11 protein-coding genes are annotated in these 17,907 nt (G+C 53.0%); 6 read left to right on the top strand and 5 right to left on the bottom strand.

The window, feature by feature from the left end; all coding sequences use genetic code 11:
* Positions 1-208 precede the first annotated feature (208 nt).
* The gene (locus KI236_RS11135) at positions 209-370 is read right to left on the bottom strand and encodes a hypothetical protein (RefSeq protein WP_212821887.1); all 162 of its coding nucleotides are present in this window, start codon (positions 368-370) and stop codon (positions 209-211) included.
* Positions 371-531: 161 nt separating this feature from the next.
* Here KI236_RS11135 and KI236_RS11130 point away from each other — a divergent pair, with 161 nt between their 5' ends.
* Positions 532-1,134, top strand: coding sequence for a Type 1 glutamine amidotransferase-like domain-containing protein (locus KI236_RS11130; protein WP_117570197.1), 603 nt, complete (start codon positions 532-534; stop codon positions 1,132-1,134).
* A gap of 37 nt (positions 1,135-1,171) precedes the next feature.
* On the top strand, positions 1,172-1,381 hold the full coding sequence (locus KI236_RS11125) for a hypothetical protein (protein ID WP_212821885.1): 210 nt from the start codon (positions 1,172-1,174) through the stop codon (positions 1,379-1,381).
* 128 nt (positions 1,382-1,509) lie between these two features.
* Here KI236_RS11125 and KI236_RS11120 read toward each other — a convergent pair whose 3' ends face one another.
* Entirely contained in the window at positions 1,510-2,076 is a 567-nt protein-coding gene (locus KI236_RS11120) for a flavin reductase family protein (RefSeq protein ID WP_212821883.1), read from the bottom strand.
* Positions 2,077-2,195: 119 nt separating this feature from the next.
* On the opposite strand from KI236_RS11120, the gene KI236_RS11115 reads away from it, so the two are divergent.
* The 4 genes from KI236_RS11115 to KI236_RS11100 are packed head-to-tail and all read left to right on the top strand — an operon-like array spanning position 2,196 to position 4,786.
* On the top strand, positions 2,196-2,534 hold the full coding sequence (locus KI236_RS11115) for a winged helix-turn-helix transcriptional regulator (protein ID WP_117495876.1): 339 nt from the start codon (positions 2,196-2,198) through the stop codon (positions 2,532-2,534).
* Positions 2,535-2,566: 32 nt separating this feature from the next.
* The gene (locus KI236_RS11110) at positions 2,567-4,075 is read left to right on the top strand and encodes a Y-family DNA polymerase (protein WP_212821881.1); all 1,509 of its coding nucleotides are present in this window, start codon (positions 2,567-2,569) and stop codon (positions 4,073-4,075) included.
* Between the two features lie 41 nt (positions 4,076-4,116).
* Positions 4,117-4,344 (top strand): hypothetical protein, encoded by a 228-nt coding sequence (locus tag KI236_RS11105; RefSeq protein ID WP_212821879.1) that lies wholly within the window; start codon positions 4,117-4,119, stop codon positions 4,342-4,344.
* A 40-nt stretch (positions 4,345-4,384) separates the two neighbouring features.
* Complete coding sequence (locus tag KI236_RS11100; RefSeq protein WP_212822040.1) at positions 4,385-4,786, top strand: hypothetical protein; 402 nt, start codon at positions 4,385-4,387, stop codon at positions 4,784-4,786.
* 342 nt (positions 4,787-5,128) lie between these two features.
* Here the strand turns inward: KI236_RS11100 and KI236_RS12185 are convergent, their stop codons facing one another.
* The 3 genes from KI236_RS12185 to KI236_RS11085 all read right to left on the bottom strand — a co-directional run bounded on the left by KI236_RS12185 (position 5,129) and on the right by KI236_RS11085 (position 17,901).
* Positions 5,129-7,927, bottom strand: coding sequence for a pectate lyase-like adhesive domain-containing protein (locus KI236_RS12185; RefSeq protein WP_228738150.1), 2,799 nt, complete (start codon positions 7,925-7,927; stop codon positions 5,129-5,131).
* Positions 7,928-7,959: 32 nt separating this feature from the next.
* Positions 7,960-9,195, bottom strand: a complete 1,236-nt coding sequence (locus KI236_RS11090) for a collagen-like protein (protein ID WP_212821877.1) — start codon at positions 9,193-9,195, stop codon at positions 7,960-7,962.
* A gap of 105 nt (positions 9,196-9,300) precedes the next feature.
* Entirely contained in the window at positions 9,301-17,901 is an 8,601-nt protein-coding gene (locus KI236_RS11085; RefSeq protein ID WP_212821874.1) for a YDG domain-containing protein, read from the bottom strand.
* Positions 17,902-17,907 lie beyond the last annotated feature (6 nt).

Below are 17,907 nucleotides of genomic sequence, written 5' to 3'. Positions count from 1 at the left end.
AAAAATCAAAACCTCCGGCTAAGCCGGAGGTTTGACCAGGCCCTATAAGGGCCCATTACGGACGAAGCCCCGCAGGAAATTTCCGTCCCCGAATTGCAAAATTCGCTCCGGAAGCCTTTCCTGTTCCGGCAGCGCTGCCGTCTGTCGAGTAAGCCGAGACACAGGAACATCTCCACATGATATATCTGTGATATATCATGTGCCGCCGCTATACCTCTGTCAACTCTTTTTTCGGAAAAACGGCACGCCATATTTCAGCAGAAAAATCGGGTAAGTCGGCTAAAACCGCCAGGTTGCCCGTCTCGTTTTCTGCGCTTCTTCCGTGTATAAAAATTTTAAAATAACCGGCTTTTCCTTCAGTGAAGCTCATTGTCCCTTTTATCCGCACTTCAAAATGCTGATTATTTATGATACAATAGTTTAAAGTATACGGGCTTCCAGGGCAGCGTCGGGCATCAGGAGCTTGCGGCGTGGGTTGAAGGACTTGGACTTTGAAAAGAGTACAAATCGAATTTATTAAGGAGGATATGGATGAAACTGTTTTTATGTTCGCACTTTTCAAGTGTAGGAAGTTTGATAAAAGAAGAAATTGATAACAAGAAAGTCGCATTTATTCCCACAGCTTCGTTGCGTGAAGGCTATACCGGTTATGTCGGCTCGGCTCGAAAGCTATTCAATAAACTGGGAGCAGCCGTAACGGAAATTGATATTTCAACGGAGGCTTATTTAACGATACAGTCCGTTTTTGAAGATGCGGATGTGATATATTTTACTGGTGGAAATTCTTTCTTCCTTATGGACCAGCTCCGTAAAACGGGAACGGATGAGCTATTGAAGCAGGAATTGGCAAAAGGAAAACTGATGATCGGTGAATCGGCGGGTGCGATTATATGCGCTCCAACTATCCAATATATTGAACAAATGGATAAAAAGCCGGAGGACTACTCACAAGAAGATGATGCAGGGCTTGATTTGATTGATTTCTATGTTCTTCCGCATTATCTTACAGCACCATTTAAGAAAGTTACCGAGAAAATAATGACTGAATTTTCGGATTTGAATCTATGCCCAATTAACAACCGTCAGGGAATTGTAATTGATGGTGAAGGTTCAAAGGTTATTTGCAAAGACTAATTTGAAAATTCAAGTTTAACGGACAGGAGATGATCGCATGAGAATTCTATATGAACTATCTTGGCTATGGGAAACGCTGGGCATTGCACTTTTGGCTGCGGTTGTCTGCATGGCTTGCGTCGCGCTGATCTGCAAAGCAGCAAAGAAGAAACTCAGCAAAAAGGTGTTGGCAATCATCGGTGCTGCGGCCTTTGTGGGCGCGATTCTGGCGGTCATTCTGATCGCCCGGACACCGATGCCCCTTTGATAGGACGGAGCGTTTGCAGGAAGCGTATGCGTTTGGGAAAAGAATTTACTAAACAAATTAGGATTTGTGAAATCCACATATTTTAAGAAGGAGCCTTCGCTTATGCGAAAGCTCCTTCTTTGCACACCTTACTTTTTCAGCTTCAAGCCGTCGCGGAACGCTTCACCCACGCGCTCGGTGACCTTGTAATAGCCATGGGTGTAGGGGTCAAAGGCGATGGCATTGACTTTAGACATATCAATTTTTCCGTCCACCATAACGCTCTCATCGGCAGTGACATTGACTACCTTACCGATGACGCCGCAGCCATACTCATTGTTCTGATACTCGATGAACTTGCACTCCAGACAAATCGGGAACTCGTTGATGACCGGCGCATCGACGGCTTCGGCTTTGCTTGCGGTCAGACCGCTGCGGGCAAATTTGTCGCCTACTTTATTGCCGGACTCCACGCCGAAATAATCCGCCTCGACCATGTGGGCGGCATCGGCAATGCTGACGGTAAATGCGCCCCGCGCCTTGATGTTCTGCACAGTTTTGTGGGTCTCGGTGAGGTTCAGCGCAACGGTGTCCCGTTCCTGCATGGTGCCCCATGCGGCGTTCATGACATTCACACTGCCGTCCTCGTTGTAAGTTGCAACCATCAGAACCGGCATGGGGAAAATGCCTTCGGTATTTTTCAATTTTGTTCTCATGATAACTCCTCCTTGTGATCATATTGACAGGACTGTTCATCCTGCTTATAATTATACGCAGGAAAATCAGAAATTCAAGTACTGGTAATTATGACAGGTACTATCCTTGGAGAAAGCAAATGATAAAGAACTATATTGAGAACGCCAATTTTGAGGACACCGGCTTTGCCTACACGCTGTCGCTGATCTCAGGCAAGCACAAGATGGTCATTCTCTATTGTCTGATGGAGTTTGAAACCGTGCGGTTCAATGAGCTGAAACGGTATCTGAAAACCATTTCCGACAAGACCCTCAGCATGAATCTCAAGGAGCTGGAAGCAGACAAACTGATCGTCCGCACCGAGTATCCGCAGATCCCGCCGAAGGTGGAATATACGCTTTCGGAACGAGGAAAATCGCTGATGACTGTGCTGGATCAGCTCTGTGTCTGGGGCGAGGAGAATCGACTGACAGAGTGACAACTTCCAGTTTGCGGAAGGAGGTATAGAAGATGAAACAACACACATACATCGCAATCGACCTGAAATCCTTCTACGCCTCCGTGGAGTGCAGGGAGCGCGGCTTGGATCCTCTGGACACAAATCTTGTTGTTGCGGATGAAAGCCGGACGGACAAGACTATCTGCCTTGCCGTTACTCCCTCTCTCAAGAGCTACGGTATCTCCGGGCGTGGGCGGCTGTTTGAAGTCAAGCAGCGGGTGAAAGAAGCGAATGTCGGGCGGCAGCACGACGCACCGGGACACAGACTGGACGGCACATCGCACTTCTTCTCGGAGCTGCAAGCAAACCCGTCTCTGGCGATTGACTTCATCATCGCGCCGCCTCGGATGGCGTACTACATGGAGTACAGCACCCGCATCTATCAGGTCTATCTCAAGTACATTGCGCCGGAGGACATCGTAGTCTACTCCATCGACGAGGTGTTCATGGACGTGACGGACTACCTGAATACCTACAAGCTCTCGGCACATGACCTCGCCATGAAGATCATCCTCGACGTACTTGAGACAACCGGCATCACAGCAACCGCCGGGATCGGTACGAATCTTTTCCTCTGCAAAGTGGCAATGGACATTGTGGCGAAGCACATCCCCGCCGACAAGAACGGCGTCCGCATTGCGGAGCTGGATGAGATGAAGTTCCGGCGTGAGCTTTGGACGCATCAGCCCCTCACGGACTTCTGGCGCGTAGGTCGAGGCATTGCCAAGAAACTTGAACAGAATGGAATGTTCACCATGGGCGATGTTGCCCTCTGTTCCGAGCGGAACGAGGACTTGCTTTACAAGCTCTTCGGCAAGAATGCGGAATTGCTCATCGACCATGCGTGGGGCTGGGAGCCAACTACCATTGAAGCAATCAAGGCATACCGTCCCAGCTCCAACAGCCTCAGCTCCGGTCAGGTATTGCACTGCCCCTATGAGCCGCAGAAGGCGAAGCTGGTTGTCCGGGAAATGACGGACTTGCTTGTGCTGGACTTGGTGGACAAGGGGCTTGTCACCGATCAGATGGTTCTTACCGTTGGCTATGACATTGAGAACCTGACCGATCCGGCGCGGCGGGCAAGGTATCACGGCGCGGTGGAGAAAGACCCCTATGGTCGGGAGATTCCCAAACAGGCGCACAGTTCTATCAACCTTGGCGAACACACATCATCCACGCGCAAAATAATGTGTGCTGTGTCAGAACTCTTCGACCGGATTGTGGACAAGAATCTGCTTGTCCGCCGTATGTATGTTGTAGCAAATCATGTCCTGCCGGAAGCGGACGCGCCGAAGAAAAACGGCGGTGCTGTCCAGCTCGACCTCTTCACCGACTATGCCGCCGAAGAGGAAAAACAGAAAGCCGAGGACGCTGCCTTGGAACGGGAACGAAAAATCCAGAAAGCGGCTCTCGCCATCAAGAAGAAGTACGGAAAGAACGCCATCCTCAAGGCAATGAATCTGGAAGAAGGTGCAACGGCGAAAGACCGTAATGCGCAGATCGGCGGGCATAAGGCATAAAGGATCAAACTAATCGGAATTTGATGAAGGAGTGTGATTGTATGAAAAAGGTATGGACATATTTTGCGATAGGCTGTGTAGTCGCAATCATAGGTATGTTCTTTTCTGACATTTGCGGAGATTTCTTCAATGGTATGGATTATGGAAGTGCTTGTGTATTAGGAATAGGAATGTATCTTTGTGTGGTAGTTGTTACTTGCACAGGTATTATTGTTTCAAAAATCAGTTCCAAGCCAAATGAAGATACTCCTGAAGAAAAAGAAGAATGACCAATCCCAGTTTATCTAAGAGGTGAGATACAGAATGCGTATGAACAATAGGTACGACGAGATTATGGGGCTTCCTCACCACGTCTCCAAGACGCGGCCACAGATGCCCATGTCAGATCGGGCGGCGCAGTTTGCTCCCTTCGCCGCCCTCACGGGCTACGACTCCGCTATCAAGGAAACCGGGCGTCTGACCGACGAAAGGATCGAGCTTGACGAGGAAGCGCTGACCGCATTGGACAGGAAATATCAGCTTCTCATAGAGGCCCTCGATGATGCACCGAAAGTCACCATCATCTACTTCCAGCCCGATGAGCGGAAAGCGGGCGGCCAATATGTATCCGCAACCGGCACGGTCAAAAAGGTCGATACTTTTGGCCGGCGAATCCTCCTGCAGGACGGCACAAGGATTCCGCTGGACAGCGTCTATGACCTGCGCTTTTAGCTTTGGTAATCACGGTGCAGTCGTAAAAGATCCCCATAATTGGAAGATGGCCGAAATGCGTTTTCGCATTTCGGCCATACAGTGTGTCAAAAAGCCTCGCAGAGTTTGCCGCCCGCAGACGGCAAAGAAATATAATCATTTTCTCTCGCGACATGTGCGTGAGAGAAAATACAGCTCGGGCTGCCAGTGTGGAATTTGTCCGTCATAGACGGACAAATTATGCGCGCAGCAGACCGCAAGCCTTTTGTCGGAAAAACCCGGAGGGTTTTTCGACAGTCGCAAACGCCGTATCGCTACGACGCTTTTGCTTTGCCGGGGAAAGGGGGTAAGGGGTATATTCCGTTATCTGTCGTGCTTTTTCTTTCTGCTGAGGGCCGCTGCGCCGGTGGCTGCGCCGCCGCCGGCAAGCATCAGGACAAGCCACGAGGAAAGGCTGCTTGTATCGCCGGTGGGGGGAGACTTCGGCAGCTTCGCCGTTACGGTGTCGGCCTTGGCGATCTCCTTGGTGCCGTCTTTGTCACTGTAATACTTTCCGCAACCTTTGCAGTACCAATACTCGATATTGCCCTCGGCATCCTCGGTGGCCGCCTTGGCGGGGATATGCTTCAGGTCGGTGTGGTTTTTCGGGTCAAGCTCACCGTAAGCCTTTCCGCAGACCTCGCAAACTGCCTTTTCGGTGCAAGTCGCCTTGCCGCCGGTATGCCCGTCGTTGACCGTCACGGTCATTTCGGCGGTGTTGCCCGCCTTATCGGTGACAACGATTTTCTGCTCGCCGTCTGCGGGAGCGAGGGTAAAGCTGCCGTTTTCGTCAAGCGTGACCGCCGTGCCGTTTACGGTGACGGTGTCCACATACTTTTCCTCAACGGTGACCGTCTGCGCCTCGCAGTAGGTCTTGCCGGCCTCTATGCCGGAGATCACCGGCCGAACATTGTCAAGCGTTACGCGGTCGGAGCGAAGGTATGTTATGTTCAGGCTCTCGTCAACGAGCATTGCATAAACAATATGCTCCCCGTTGGGGTCTATGCCAAACGGCTCCTCGTACCCGCTGAATACGAGGGATTTCAGTTCCTCTTCGGAAAGATCCCGATCGGTCACCAGATAAGAGACAAACACGGTTCCGCTGTTGTCGGCGGCGTTTATCGTCACCGTCTGCGTGTCCTTAAAGAACAGGCCGAAGGTGAGCTTATTCAGGAATTCCTGCCATTTATTGGCACCTATGATAATTTCGCCCGTGGGCTTTTCGGTGTCTTTCCACTGCGCCGTCAGCGTGGTTACAAGCGCCGGAACGCTGCCGCCGGGGGCGTACAGGTTTCCATCGCTGCCAAGCCACATAAAGTAGCGGCCTGTATTTCCGGCCGGGCGGGTCAGCCCGCCAGACGCGGGAGCGGTAAATGCACTGCCGTTTTTCACAATGATTTGAATATCCTCGGAGCTGCCGCCCAGCTTGCCGCCGCCAAGGGCAAGGGCAACCGTCTTCAGGCTGTCGGCGGCAAGATCTGTCGGCAGCTCAAGGACGGGGCGGTAACCGACATGTGTATCAAATCTTGTGGGCGCCCCCCCAAGCTGATTACGACCGCTGCGCACAGATCTGATTATACTGCCGCTGGTGTTTGTATCCTGTCCCCATGCCCAGATTTCCGACCATGACGGCGTTGCAAGCAACAAATTTTTAATAAAACCGGAATCCTTAAAAAGGATCTGATCCCACTCGTTGTTCTCCGGAATACCTTGGGAAGCAGAAAAGGCGTAGGTATTGCCGATAGTAGGAGCACGAAGAGTATAATCAACATCATTCACAGTGCAGGAGTTACCGAAAATAAAGTCTGATGCGCTCAGCGTATCATAACTTACGTCTGTTGTGAGTATATGATCAGCCATGAACAGACTGTGCCGATATGCATGGCCGTAAGGCGCACTGCTGTCTGCAGTATTGGCAGCCTTGTCAGAGGAGTCAAGTACGCCGCCCGATGCAGGCTTCAGCACATAGCCATCCAATGTTCCTACATAGGTAAAGGGTACATAGTGTAATGTGGTATCGGGAAGATTAGCGTTCACCGTACCGGGAATGCTCTCGTCCGACAGATCAAAATAATAGGTTTTGCCGACTTCAACACCGGAAAACTGCTGGGCCGTATCCCATCGTGCCGCAACACATATATGATCATTAACAACATCCCTTGTAAAATCCCACTTAGTACCGTCTGCCTTATACCAGCCGAGGAAGGTGCTGCCGGTGTTGCTTGTTGGAATTTCCGGCTCGACAGCCAGGTTTAAACTTTCAGAAGACATTATCTGCACGGCATATGGCGCGCCGTTAGCCAAGTAAACAATCTCACGGGTCGTTCCGTTGGAAGGCGGAACATAAAAGAGACCGTATTTGACGACACCGTAGCTGTCTGCATCAAATACATTCACCTTTTTTCTGAAGACAGTGACCCCGGCAAGGTCGTCGCGGGTGGTGATCTTACTGTTCTCCCTGAGAGCCACCGTTGCGTCAACCTCGCCGCCGTTAGCGTTCATGATAGCCCAAACTTCCAGATATATGCCGGGATCGTTTCCGCAGCCTACGATCCTGCCGCCGGTCATGGTGAATGTACCGAAGCTTACATATACGCCGCTGCCTAATTTATCGGAATCACAGCCGACTATATTACCGCCGGTCATAGTGAATTTCGTATCAGCCGAGACAGCGACTCCACCGCCGCCGGAACGCTGTTCGGTTCCGGTGCTTGTGATAATACCGCCATTGACGAGCATATCGCCGTTTTCATCAAGCTGCCACCGACCGTTTTTATCATCTGCTTTAAAACGGTGCTGGGTTGTGGGTCTGCTGTCGATAAGCGTCAGGTCGCCTATTTTTTGGTTTTTCTTTTCCACCCGGATAACAGAATCATTTCCGGTCATTTTCAGCATGTATCCGTTGAGATCAAGAGTGACGGTACGGGTCACGCTAAATGCCTCGCCGGTAACAATGTTGCTTGTCAGCCTGATACCCGGCACGCTGTCGTCAGCCAAAGCGCTTTTTAGTTCCGCCGCATTTGCAACATTCTTAAATGTCTCACCCTCGGCGAATACGCTTGTAGGCACAAGGCAGAACAGCATACACAGGGTGAGCAGGATACTAAGTATTCGTTTTTTCATATTCTATTACCTCCGTTTTCGTGTATGTCGGCTCAGTCAAGAGCGGTTATGGTAATGGTGCCGATGAACTCCATAAGAAGTGTATTGTATTCCGATTGCTCAAATAAAAATTTCAATGTTATATCCTTGGCTGATGCGTCATACATTCTGTTGAAGTTAAAGGAATGATAGTCGTTACTATACGGAAGTTTTGTTCCATCTCTTTTTATGCGTGTGATATTCCTGCAAAAATCTGCATCCTCACTGCTGTCTGTCATTTGGATGCCATAATAACCGGTGTTGCCGGTAGCATTTGAGCTGACTCCCAGAGAGCCGCTTATGACGATATTGTATATGTGCCCCTTTTTCAGCATAACTTCATTTCCGGAAGCTGAAATCAGGCCGCCTCTGTTTATTTTTTCATTAAATTCAATTCTTGCAGGATGGTTTTGAAGAGTAGCCACCCCTGTTGACGCTTTTGCATGAAAATACCCGGAGCTTCCGCCGTTCTGACCGGCATCGCCCTTGTCGCCTTTATCACCTTTATCTCCCTTGTCACCTTTTTCGCCGGTGTCTCCTTTATCTCCCTTTTCGCCGTTAACACCTGCGGCTTTTACACCGGTGTCGATTTCTCCGATCCGCCAGTTGCCGTTCTCGCCGATGAAGGGGGTGTTGCCGTCTTTGCCGTCAACACCGTCCTCACCGTCAAGCCCCTTCAGAATGGAAAGATCGTACAGATTCAGCCAGATTTCGTCGCCGGTGTAACGCCACTGCAGGGTGTTTTCATTAACACGGAACTCCGGTGTCTTTCCGTTTGCTCCGTCTGCGCCTTTCTGCCCGGTGGGGCCTGTGATGTCGGCTATCGCCACAAGGTCCTGCCACTCGCCGCCCTCATAGCGCCACTGGATGTGGGTTGCGGCGCGCTGCACCTCTATGCTTTTGCCGTTCACGCCGTCCTTGCCGTCAACCCCGTTAATACCGTCTTTTCCGTTTGTGCCGTTTATTCCGTTCTTACCGTCGGCACCGTTAGAGCCGTCTTTACCGTCTGTGCCGTTCTTTCCGTTTTCCCCGGCAGCCCCCCGCAGCTCGGAAAGGGCCACCAGGTCGCGCCAGTCGGTTTCATCGCTGTATTTCCACTGAATCGCCGTGCCGTTATTGCGCACCTCCGGCAGTGCGGCGTTGGCTTTTGCCGCTTTGTTCCATCCTATGGCAAGCACGATGCAAAGTGACAAGAGTACGGTGCAAAGGGCCAAAAGTGTGCCTGTGAGTAGTTTTTTCTCTGTTTTCATCTTCTTCCCTCCGTTCGGAATTGATTATCACGGCAAAGTTCCACGCCGATGCGTACGCTGCGAATAGGTTTACCGGTTACTTTTAATTGCCTCTCCTGCCGCCCGTTATTTCACGGAGCGGTTTTTCTTTTTGTTTGCAGCCACAGCGCCGGTCACAGCGCCACCGCTGACAAAGAGCAGAGCGATCCACAGAGTCAGAGCGCCTGCGTCTCCCGTCCCCGGTGAATTTTCCTCCTTAACGGAGGAAATCGGCTTCATATAGACCGTGTACTCCGTCACATTACCCGCCTTATCCACTGCGCGAATGACATAGGTTGCCTCCGTGTCGCCCTGCAGATGGAACACCTCCTCGACAGCCTCGCCGTTCAGGGTGACCGATGCAAGGTTTTCTTCATCGATTGCGACCCTCTTGGTCACATAATAGGTCTCGCCGCTGCCGATGCCGACGATTTTGGGCGCGGTCTTGTCGATCTTGTAGCTCTCGATCACCGGTGCAGAAATAGCTCCGGTTTCGGTGTTCTTCACGAAGAAGATCAGCTTTCCGTTATCGGTTTCCTCCGATGCCGTAAGGGAATCTGCCCAATCCCCGTTTTCCGCATCGGTCAGGCCGAGCTTGTAGCCCGCTTTTGCCGTGATAACAAAGTCTTTATTGATCCAGTCGTTGGAATTTACCTCATACTCGCTGCCGTCAGCAGAATATTCCACGATGCTCGCCGTAGTGCTTGCAGGCTGCGCCGACAGCACATAGTTTGCAGCGTCCTCTCCCGATAGGGCAAAATCATAGAATGTGACCGTCTTGCCGCTGCCGACATTCTTATCATCATACAGTGCCTTGCCGGTTACAATAGAGACCTTATCGCCGTCAACCAGCCCGTTTATTACTCCGGCGGCGGTAATCTTTGCGTTTGCGTTGCCGTCGTAGGCCTTGTCAGCGACCGCAACACCGGAGATAGTCACCTCTCTGGGCTTAATTTCAAAGGCCATCGTGGAGGAAGCCGCCTTGCATGTATCGGTCTCGGCCGTGGTAATACGGATTATATACTTGCCGACCTTCTTCGGCGCGGCTGCGGTATAGGCCGAGTCATCCGCCCCGGCAGGCTTGTATTCAACCGCCCAAACGCCGTCGGAATCGGTGTTAAAGGTCGGAGCGTCTATCGGCTTTCCGTCGTAGTTCTTTGCATCGCCCGGCGCATGATGGATGCTCGGCGTTTTCCTGCTCACAGTTAATTTCACCGATGTCATGGCAGGCTCGTCACCCGACCTATATTCCTCACCCAACGGGTTATAGGCCACACGGACGGTGTATTCACCTGCGGCAAGACCGGAAAGGTAACTGTTTTTAAGAGTTACGGTTCCGTCTGCGGATACCGTGTAGCTGCTGCTGTCAATGCGTGTGTCCCCGTTATACAGCGCCGCCACGGTATTGCTGTTAAGGCTGACACGGAAGGAAACATCCGCACTGTCAAGCTTCGTAAAGCTGACTGCCTCGGTGATCGCCTCGGCATCAGTGTAGACCACCACGCCGTCGGAATTGATAACGGTAATGTTGCCGCTCACATCTGTCACGCGGAGATAGACATACGCTTTTCTGCTCGGCTCAATATTGAAAGCCGCCGTGCCCTCTGTGAGCGTCAGCTCCGTCCAGTCGCCGGCAATCGCGTCCTTATCCTCAAATGCGGTCTCGGAAAGCAGATATTCCGCCTTGGAAAGGCCGCTGCCTACATCCGATGCCGTCACGGTCACGGTCTGGGTTTTCTTAAAGAACAGGCCGAAGGTAATCGTGTTCATAAAGGAGCTGAACTTATTGGTGCCGACTGCGATTTCCGCCGTAGGCGGAGTAATATCCGCCACACCCTCCACGGTGATGGTCATGCTGCCGCTCACGCCGGTGAGCAGGAAGGTGTCGCCGGTTTCGTCACCCATAATGCCGTCCACCGCAGAGCCGTTTACAAGAACCCGGTAGCTTCCGGTCTTGGAATAGCCCTCTGCAATGTCCACCTTGAATGTATAGTCGGTGCCGTGACCGGCCGTATTCGCACCGGTGGCGGTAAAGCCCGTGCCGCTCGGCAGCGTAACGCTGTATAGCTTCATCACGCTGATGGTAATGACGGCAGCATTGCCCGCAGCATCCGTTGCCGCGATCGTGTGCTGCTCATTGTCCGGCACGAGGGTAAACCTGCCGTTTTCAGGCAGTACGGGGTTGCCGTCCACCGTTACGGTAAAGTCGTTATCGTCGGTCACGGTGAATTCGGCAGCGCCGTAATAGGTCTTTCCGTTTTCAATGCCGGAGATTACCGGCGCGTCACTGTCGGTCGTCTCCACATAGCCGCAGACGCAGCTCTTTTCGTGGGTTTCGGTATTCCAGCGGCAGTCATGCGCATGGGGTAGGACCGTGACATTTTTAAGCCTGGTCACATACCCGTTTACGATGTCGCCGCTGTCCTTATCGGCGAAGGCACGGCCCTCCCCCAGATAGTCGGCAAGGACGCTGACTTTGGAGTTTTCCGTCATGTCGATATCTGCGAACTGACCGCCGGAGATACGAGCCTCACTACTTTTCAGGCTAACATAATTGGTGAATGTACCTCCCGTAATGCTGAGCTTTCCGCCGGTAAAGGTGACCCATGCGTCCATATTGCGGTCTATGGTTACATCCGCTCCGCTAATTGTGCAATAGTCGACAGCGGCGCCCCGAATTTCAAGGGCCAGCCGTCCTTTCCTCAGCGTTAAAGACCTGACTTCGCCATTGCAAAGGGTAAGGGCGCAGCCGTAATTTTCATCGCTTTGCGCATCGGAAATTGCCTCATTGATATCTGTATATCCCCTGAAAATACCGGGCTTTGTGATCGCCGCCGCTATCTTCAGCCCGCAATACGGGCAGTTGCCGTCTGCATCCATACCGGCGTGCTCGCATTTCATCACGGCAAGGTCGTACCGCCCGGCAGCCGCCCAGCCGGTTCTGTTTTCGGCGTCCGCACGGGGAACCCAGCTGCTCCCGGAAAACTCCGTTCCGATGCCGTCGTAGCGGCGATAGGCATAGCCCTCGGGGAGGAGATCCGTCAGCTTCACGCCGTTATAGAGGTCGCACATTTTGGCATTTATATGTCCGCCGGTGAATTTAAGCGTACCGCCGTAAACCGCGATGGAATAGGCTGTGTCCTTGCTGCCGCCGGCTGTCACCTCGCCGCCGTCTCTCACCGCAAGGCCCAGGGTGCCGTTGCCCCTTGTGTCGATAACCGTCAGCTTGCCGCTGCGCCCGGCGCCGCCCACATTCAGCGGATAACCGCCGAGACTCCTGCCGTTAAGATCCAGCGTGAAGCCCGTGGCATCGGTATCCGCATAAAATCCGTCGGGCAGCATGGTGTTCCGCGCCCAGATCTTCACCGTGCAGCCGGAGTTTTCCGGCTTGCAGGCTTCCTTCAATGCCTCGATAACGGTTCCGAAATGCGTTACCGTATCGCCCAGCTTCAGATCCGCCGCAACCGCAATACCGCAGTGACTGCAGATGTTGGTGTCAGGGTCGGGATCGTGCCCGTCATATACCGTTACGGTGATTTCCGCCCGGTGACCGAGCTTATCCGTGACAACGATCGTCACATCCCCGTTTGCTGGGGGGACGACGAACCGGTTGTTTTCGTCAAGGGCAACGGGCTCGCCGCCGACGGTAACCGTGTCAATATTCTCCTCGATCACGGTAGCGGTCACTTCATCGCAATAAACCTTACCCGCTTCAACGCCCTGGATGACCGGCGCGGTGGTGTCAATAACAAAGCCGTCGGAGCTTAGATAAGTGACCTTGCCGGAGGCATTGGTGAGCTTTACATACACGGCATATTTTCCGTCCGCATCGATGCCGATAGGGCCGGTGTAGGGAGCAAAGGTATTCCCCTCCCAGCTTCCCACAAAGTACATCTTATCACCGATAAAATATTCGACCTCCACATCCTCACCGCTTGCATCCCCGGCGGTAATGGTCACGGTCTTCTCCTCCCGGAAAAACAGACCGAAGGAAATGAGATTCAGAAATCTTTGCCATGCGTTGCGCTCGTCAATGCGGATCTCGCCCCAGGGATACCCGGTTGGCTCCCACAAGGCGGTGAGCGTGACGGATCGAACGCTCTCGTCCCCTGCAAGGTCGGCATAGGTCGTTGCCGCATGGACGGCTGTTTCGCCGCACATCCAGCCGGCAAAATAATACCCGGGTCTTTTGGGAGATTCTATGTTTTCCAGCACGCGATTTGTCCATTTCACATCGGTTCTGTCGGCAATCGCCGTGCCGCCATTTGTTTCAAATCTTACGGTATAGGACGGCTGCGCCTGACCGCCGATGGTGAAACAGTGTTCCGCCCTGCCGCAAAAGCTTCCCGTGCCGCAGATCGTCACCTTAGGTGCCTTTGCGGAATCAAACCCGGCATCGTCCGGCGAAAGGGCATACGGATATATATTATTTTTATAGGTTACGGTATAGTCCGTGCCTTCCTCCAAAACGGTAAGCACCTCCGGATCGGTCCGGTGGGCAAGCCTCGTCAGCTTCTTTTCGCTTCCGTCGAATACGCAGTTTTCAAGCCCGGAAAGGCGCAGAAGCCCCTTTTCATAGCAGTATCCCAGATCGTATTTTCCGCAGATACGGCATTTGCCGTATGCATCAACGTCATGGTCAAACCGCTTCCCGTTGACGGTGCTGCCGCAGAAGGTCATATTTTCCTCCGGAATACCCGGCAGGTTCTTTTCGTGCAGGCCGTCATAAATGCGGTAGTCATCGGGTTCCTCCCCGTATTCCTTAGTATGGCACAGGGATTCTACGGTGCTGTCCGTGATTTGGATTTTGACATTCAGCCATTTGCTGTAGCTGTCTTTTCCGATACCGGGAACATATGTGCCGGAGTTGCCCGAGCGCAAGGTGCCGCCTTTGGCGATCACATTACTGTTTTCAATGATGATCTCCAGCGTTGCGTCGCCGGTCGCATGATAGCCCGCACCGATTGCAGGGCACAGCCTGTAAGTGGTGGCATCTACCGTGCTGTTTGCAATGCGGATCCGTGCGTCTTCCTTAAATGAGGTGTACCATCCGCCGCCTATTGCCGAAGCATCCACAGCCACCGGCAGATGAAGCTTGCTGTCCTGTATGTCAATACTTTTAAAGGAGGCATACTTACCGCTGCCGATACAGCAGCGGTTGGGGTAATGATCGTCGCCCATGCTTATGTCGCTGCCGCGGATCACGATTTCACCCACAGCGGCATTATCGGCATTGCCGCCGATCATAGCCCCCGTTACCACGGTGCAGTCGGTAATTTCTACTTTTTTCAGCGTACCCGCACATTTCATATAGATTCCGCAGGTATGGATCTCGGAATTCTTAAGAATAATACTCGATCCGTCCCCGCCCTGTATGCTCCTTGGCTTCGGCAGGCTTATTTCGCTGTTTTCTACAATGAGCGTGCCGTTATTGCCTACGGAAATTCCCAAGTAGGTATCGTTTCCTTTCACGGACATAACACGGGAATTTTGAATGAGAATTTTATTCCCTTCTTCAAGGGGGTTGCCGCCGATAAGATTATATTTGCAGTTAAACAGAGGGAGATCGGCATCCGTGATCGTGATATCGCCGACGCTTTTATCCGCCGACGCACCGATACAGGGCCCGGACTCGCTGGTAAGGGACTGAATGGCATTGCCGATAATGGTGATCGATCCGTAATCCAAGCCGCTTGTTCCGCCTATAGCGGCGCCGTTGCCCTCTGCCGAAGCGTAAATTTCGCCGCCGGTGATGAGAAGGGACGCGTTTTCAGAATATTTCTCGGTTTTCCATACATTTGCACCGCCGATGCCTGCCGCACCGCCTTTGCCGTACGCATGGATAACACCGCCGTCGATCAGAAGGCTTTTTCCGCTGCCGATACCTACGGAGGGAGGAAATTTCGATTCTCCGCTTCCGGTAGCCTCGATATTGCCGCCGTGGATGGCGACATCCGCATAATATCCGCCGATTCCCGCTCCGCTGTAGACAGTGGAGGCGTTGATGTTACCGCCGTTTATGGTTACAGTACCATCATGCCACAAACCGATACCGATGCCCTCCGGCCAGTAGTGTCTAGTCGAATCTTCTGTTACGCCGGCTATCGCCGTCACATCGCCGCCGTTGATGGTAATGTTTCCGCCTTTCCCGGCGCCGATTCCGCAATCCACGCCCTTGGCTATGACGGCGCCGCCGTTGATGGTAACGCTGCCGCCCAACTCGTATTTATTGGTTCCGATCCCGACTCCGCTGTCGAGAGCACTTGCAAGGTAGCTTCCGGTGGATGCGTCGACAATACCTCCGTTTATGGTAATATTACCGCCCTTTATGCCTTCGCTGGGATAGCGCATATCGCCGGTCCCTCCGATGCCGGAAGCGCCTGTCCCCGCCTTTACCTTGATATGGCCGCCGTTGATGATGACATCTCCTTCATCCCGGGAAACGCCCCTTGTCCTTCCGTCTCTTCTGGCATGGTAGCTTTTCATACCGATGCCGGGGGTATTATTGCGGAACTCAGAGATCCATTCGGCTTCCTCTTTTTCCTCTTTGGGAATTCCGTACAGATCGATGGCATCCGGAATACACGCCGTCAGCTTACCCATGGTTTCGGCATCGTCAGTCTGACCGTAGATGGTAAAGGTGTCGCCGGCCCCCAGGTCAATGCCCCATTTTGCATCCAGCTGCGCGCCGTCCGTCAGTATGAATTTCACATCGCCGTTCAGGCGGATACGGCTGGTGACCGTCACATCGCCGCTTATTACATACCACCCTGCCGGCAGATCATAAAAGGGGTTATTTTTGATGTCCGGCTCGAAATAGCTCGTCAGCTCGGTATAGGTAAAGCACCCCTGCATCTGACCGTTTTCGTCCAGGTAAGGAACCGGAGGCATACCGATGCTGTCCTCCGACCACCGGGCCACCAGCATTCTGACATTTCCGGGCACGGTCGAGCCGGGGGCATAGGTATTTCCGTCGTCGCCCACCCACATAAAGTCTGCCGAAGCGGGATTGCCTTCGGAGTCGGTCAGGTGCTTGGCTGTGGGCGCCGTAAACGATGCCCCCTGCCGCGCGATCATTCGGACAGGTCCGGTATCGCCGCCAAGCTTGCCTTTGTTCAGGTTGATCGTTACCGCCCTCAGATCTTCGGCTTCCATCTCCTCCGGTATCTCAAGAATCGGGCGATAGCCTATACCCGTGCCGGAGGACGGAGAGGCGCCTACAAAGCTGTCGGCCCCCTCGCCGCCCCGATATACGCGCATGGAGGTATCGTCGGCAAAAGCATCCTGCCCCCAGGAGGGCGATCCCTGCCAATTTTTGATATAGTTCCGGGTGAGGCTTGCGGGGTCGATCTCGCCCTTGACACGGATGGTATCCCATTCGTTGTTCCACGGAGTGCCGCGCACTTCCGTTTTGTTCAAATAGCTGTCCGTTCCCGCCGAGGGCGCGCGCATGGTATAGCTCACACCGCCGCTCTCAAAAGGCTTTCCGAAAATAAAGCCCTTTTCATTCAGCTCGTCCCAGCTCACATCCCGTGTCACATTGTAGTTTGCCACAAGCAGGCTTCTGCTGCCGTTGACCCCTGCCGAGGAACCGTCCTTTTGAGCATAGGTGTCGACCGTTCCCGCATAGGTAAAGGGAACACAGTCCAAAGAGCCGCCGTAAAAATCGGTGTTGGCGCTGCCGGGAATACCGGCATCGGAGAGGTTAAAATAGTATGTCGAGCCGGCTTCAAAGGAAAACTTCTCCTCGAAGGTCCAGCACGCGGTAAGGGTATTTACTTCGGCAGGGACGGGGTCGCCCACTCGGTAAATATTCCCGTTTTCATCCCGCCAGTGGAAGTTGTTTTTCTTCAGGTTCGTGGCGAAATACATTTCGGAATTCACAGGCGCAGAGAAGTCCTGCCCGGCTTTTACGAGGATTTTGATTTTCCCCGAAGTCCTGCCGGCGGTGCTCCACACATAGCCGCCGTTAAGGTCCAGGGTGACCACCTTGAAATCCTTTTCCGTGAGCTCGGCGGGTATTTCCAGAACAGGGCGTATGCAGGTATCGTTTCCTTCCGATCTCAGCTCGCCGTTATCAAACCTGCGACTCGACCGCTTGGAGGCATCCTCGCCGAAGGTATCCTGCCCCCAGCAATAAGAGTCGTTGCCTTTTATATATCCCTTATTCCGGATGGCATCCCATTCGTTGTTTTCCGGGATAACCGTACCCCCCTCCAAAACTCCGCTGCCCACCGTGGGCGCACGCAGAGTGTAGGTTAATCCGCCGCTCTCAAAGGGCTTTCCGAAAATAACGCTGCCCCCATACAGTCCGTTCCAATCCGTACCGATTTCCAAAGCCTCCGCAGAAACAAACAGGCGATGGTCATAGCAATAACCGTACGGCGCATCGCTGTCCGTTGCAGCCGACGCGGCAGCGGAGGAATCGGCCTTCCCTGCCGAAGCGGCGCTGAGCACATAGGAATTCACCGTTCCGACATAAACGAACGATTCATAGTATTTGTACAGGCCGTTAATCATACCCCCTATTTGAAACCAATAGGTTTCGCCCTCCTCCAGGGATAGCGGCTCCCGGGTTTGCGGGGTATTGCCCTCCGGCTGCCCGCCTTCCGTAGCGGAAGCCAACGGCGTGACCATAGACAGCACCATGCAAAGGGTCAGTAGGATACTGAGTATTCGTTTCTTCATGTTGCG

Origin of the sequence: Vescimonas fastidiosa, assembly GCF_018326305.1 — a bacterium.
Taxonomy (GTDB): Bacteria; Bacillota; Clostridia; order Oscillospirales; family Oscillospiraceae; genus Vescimonas; species Vescimonas fastidiosa.
Note: the sequence above shows the minus strand (reverse complement) of the source record. Positions and strands in the feature narration are given on the sequence as shown.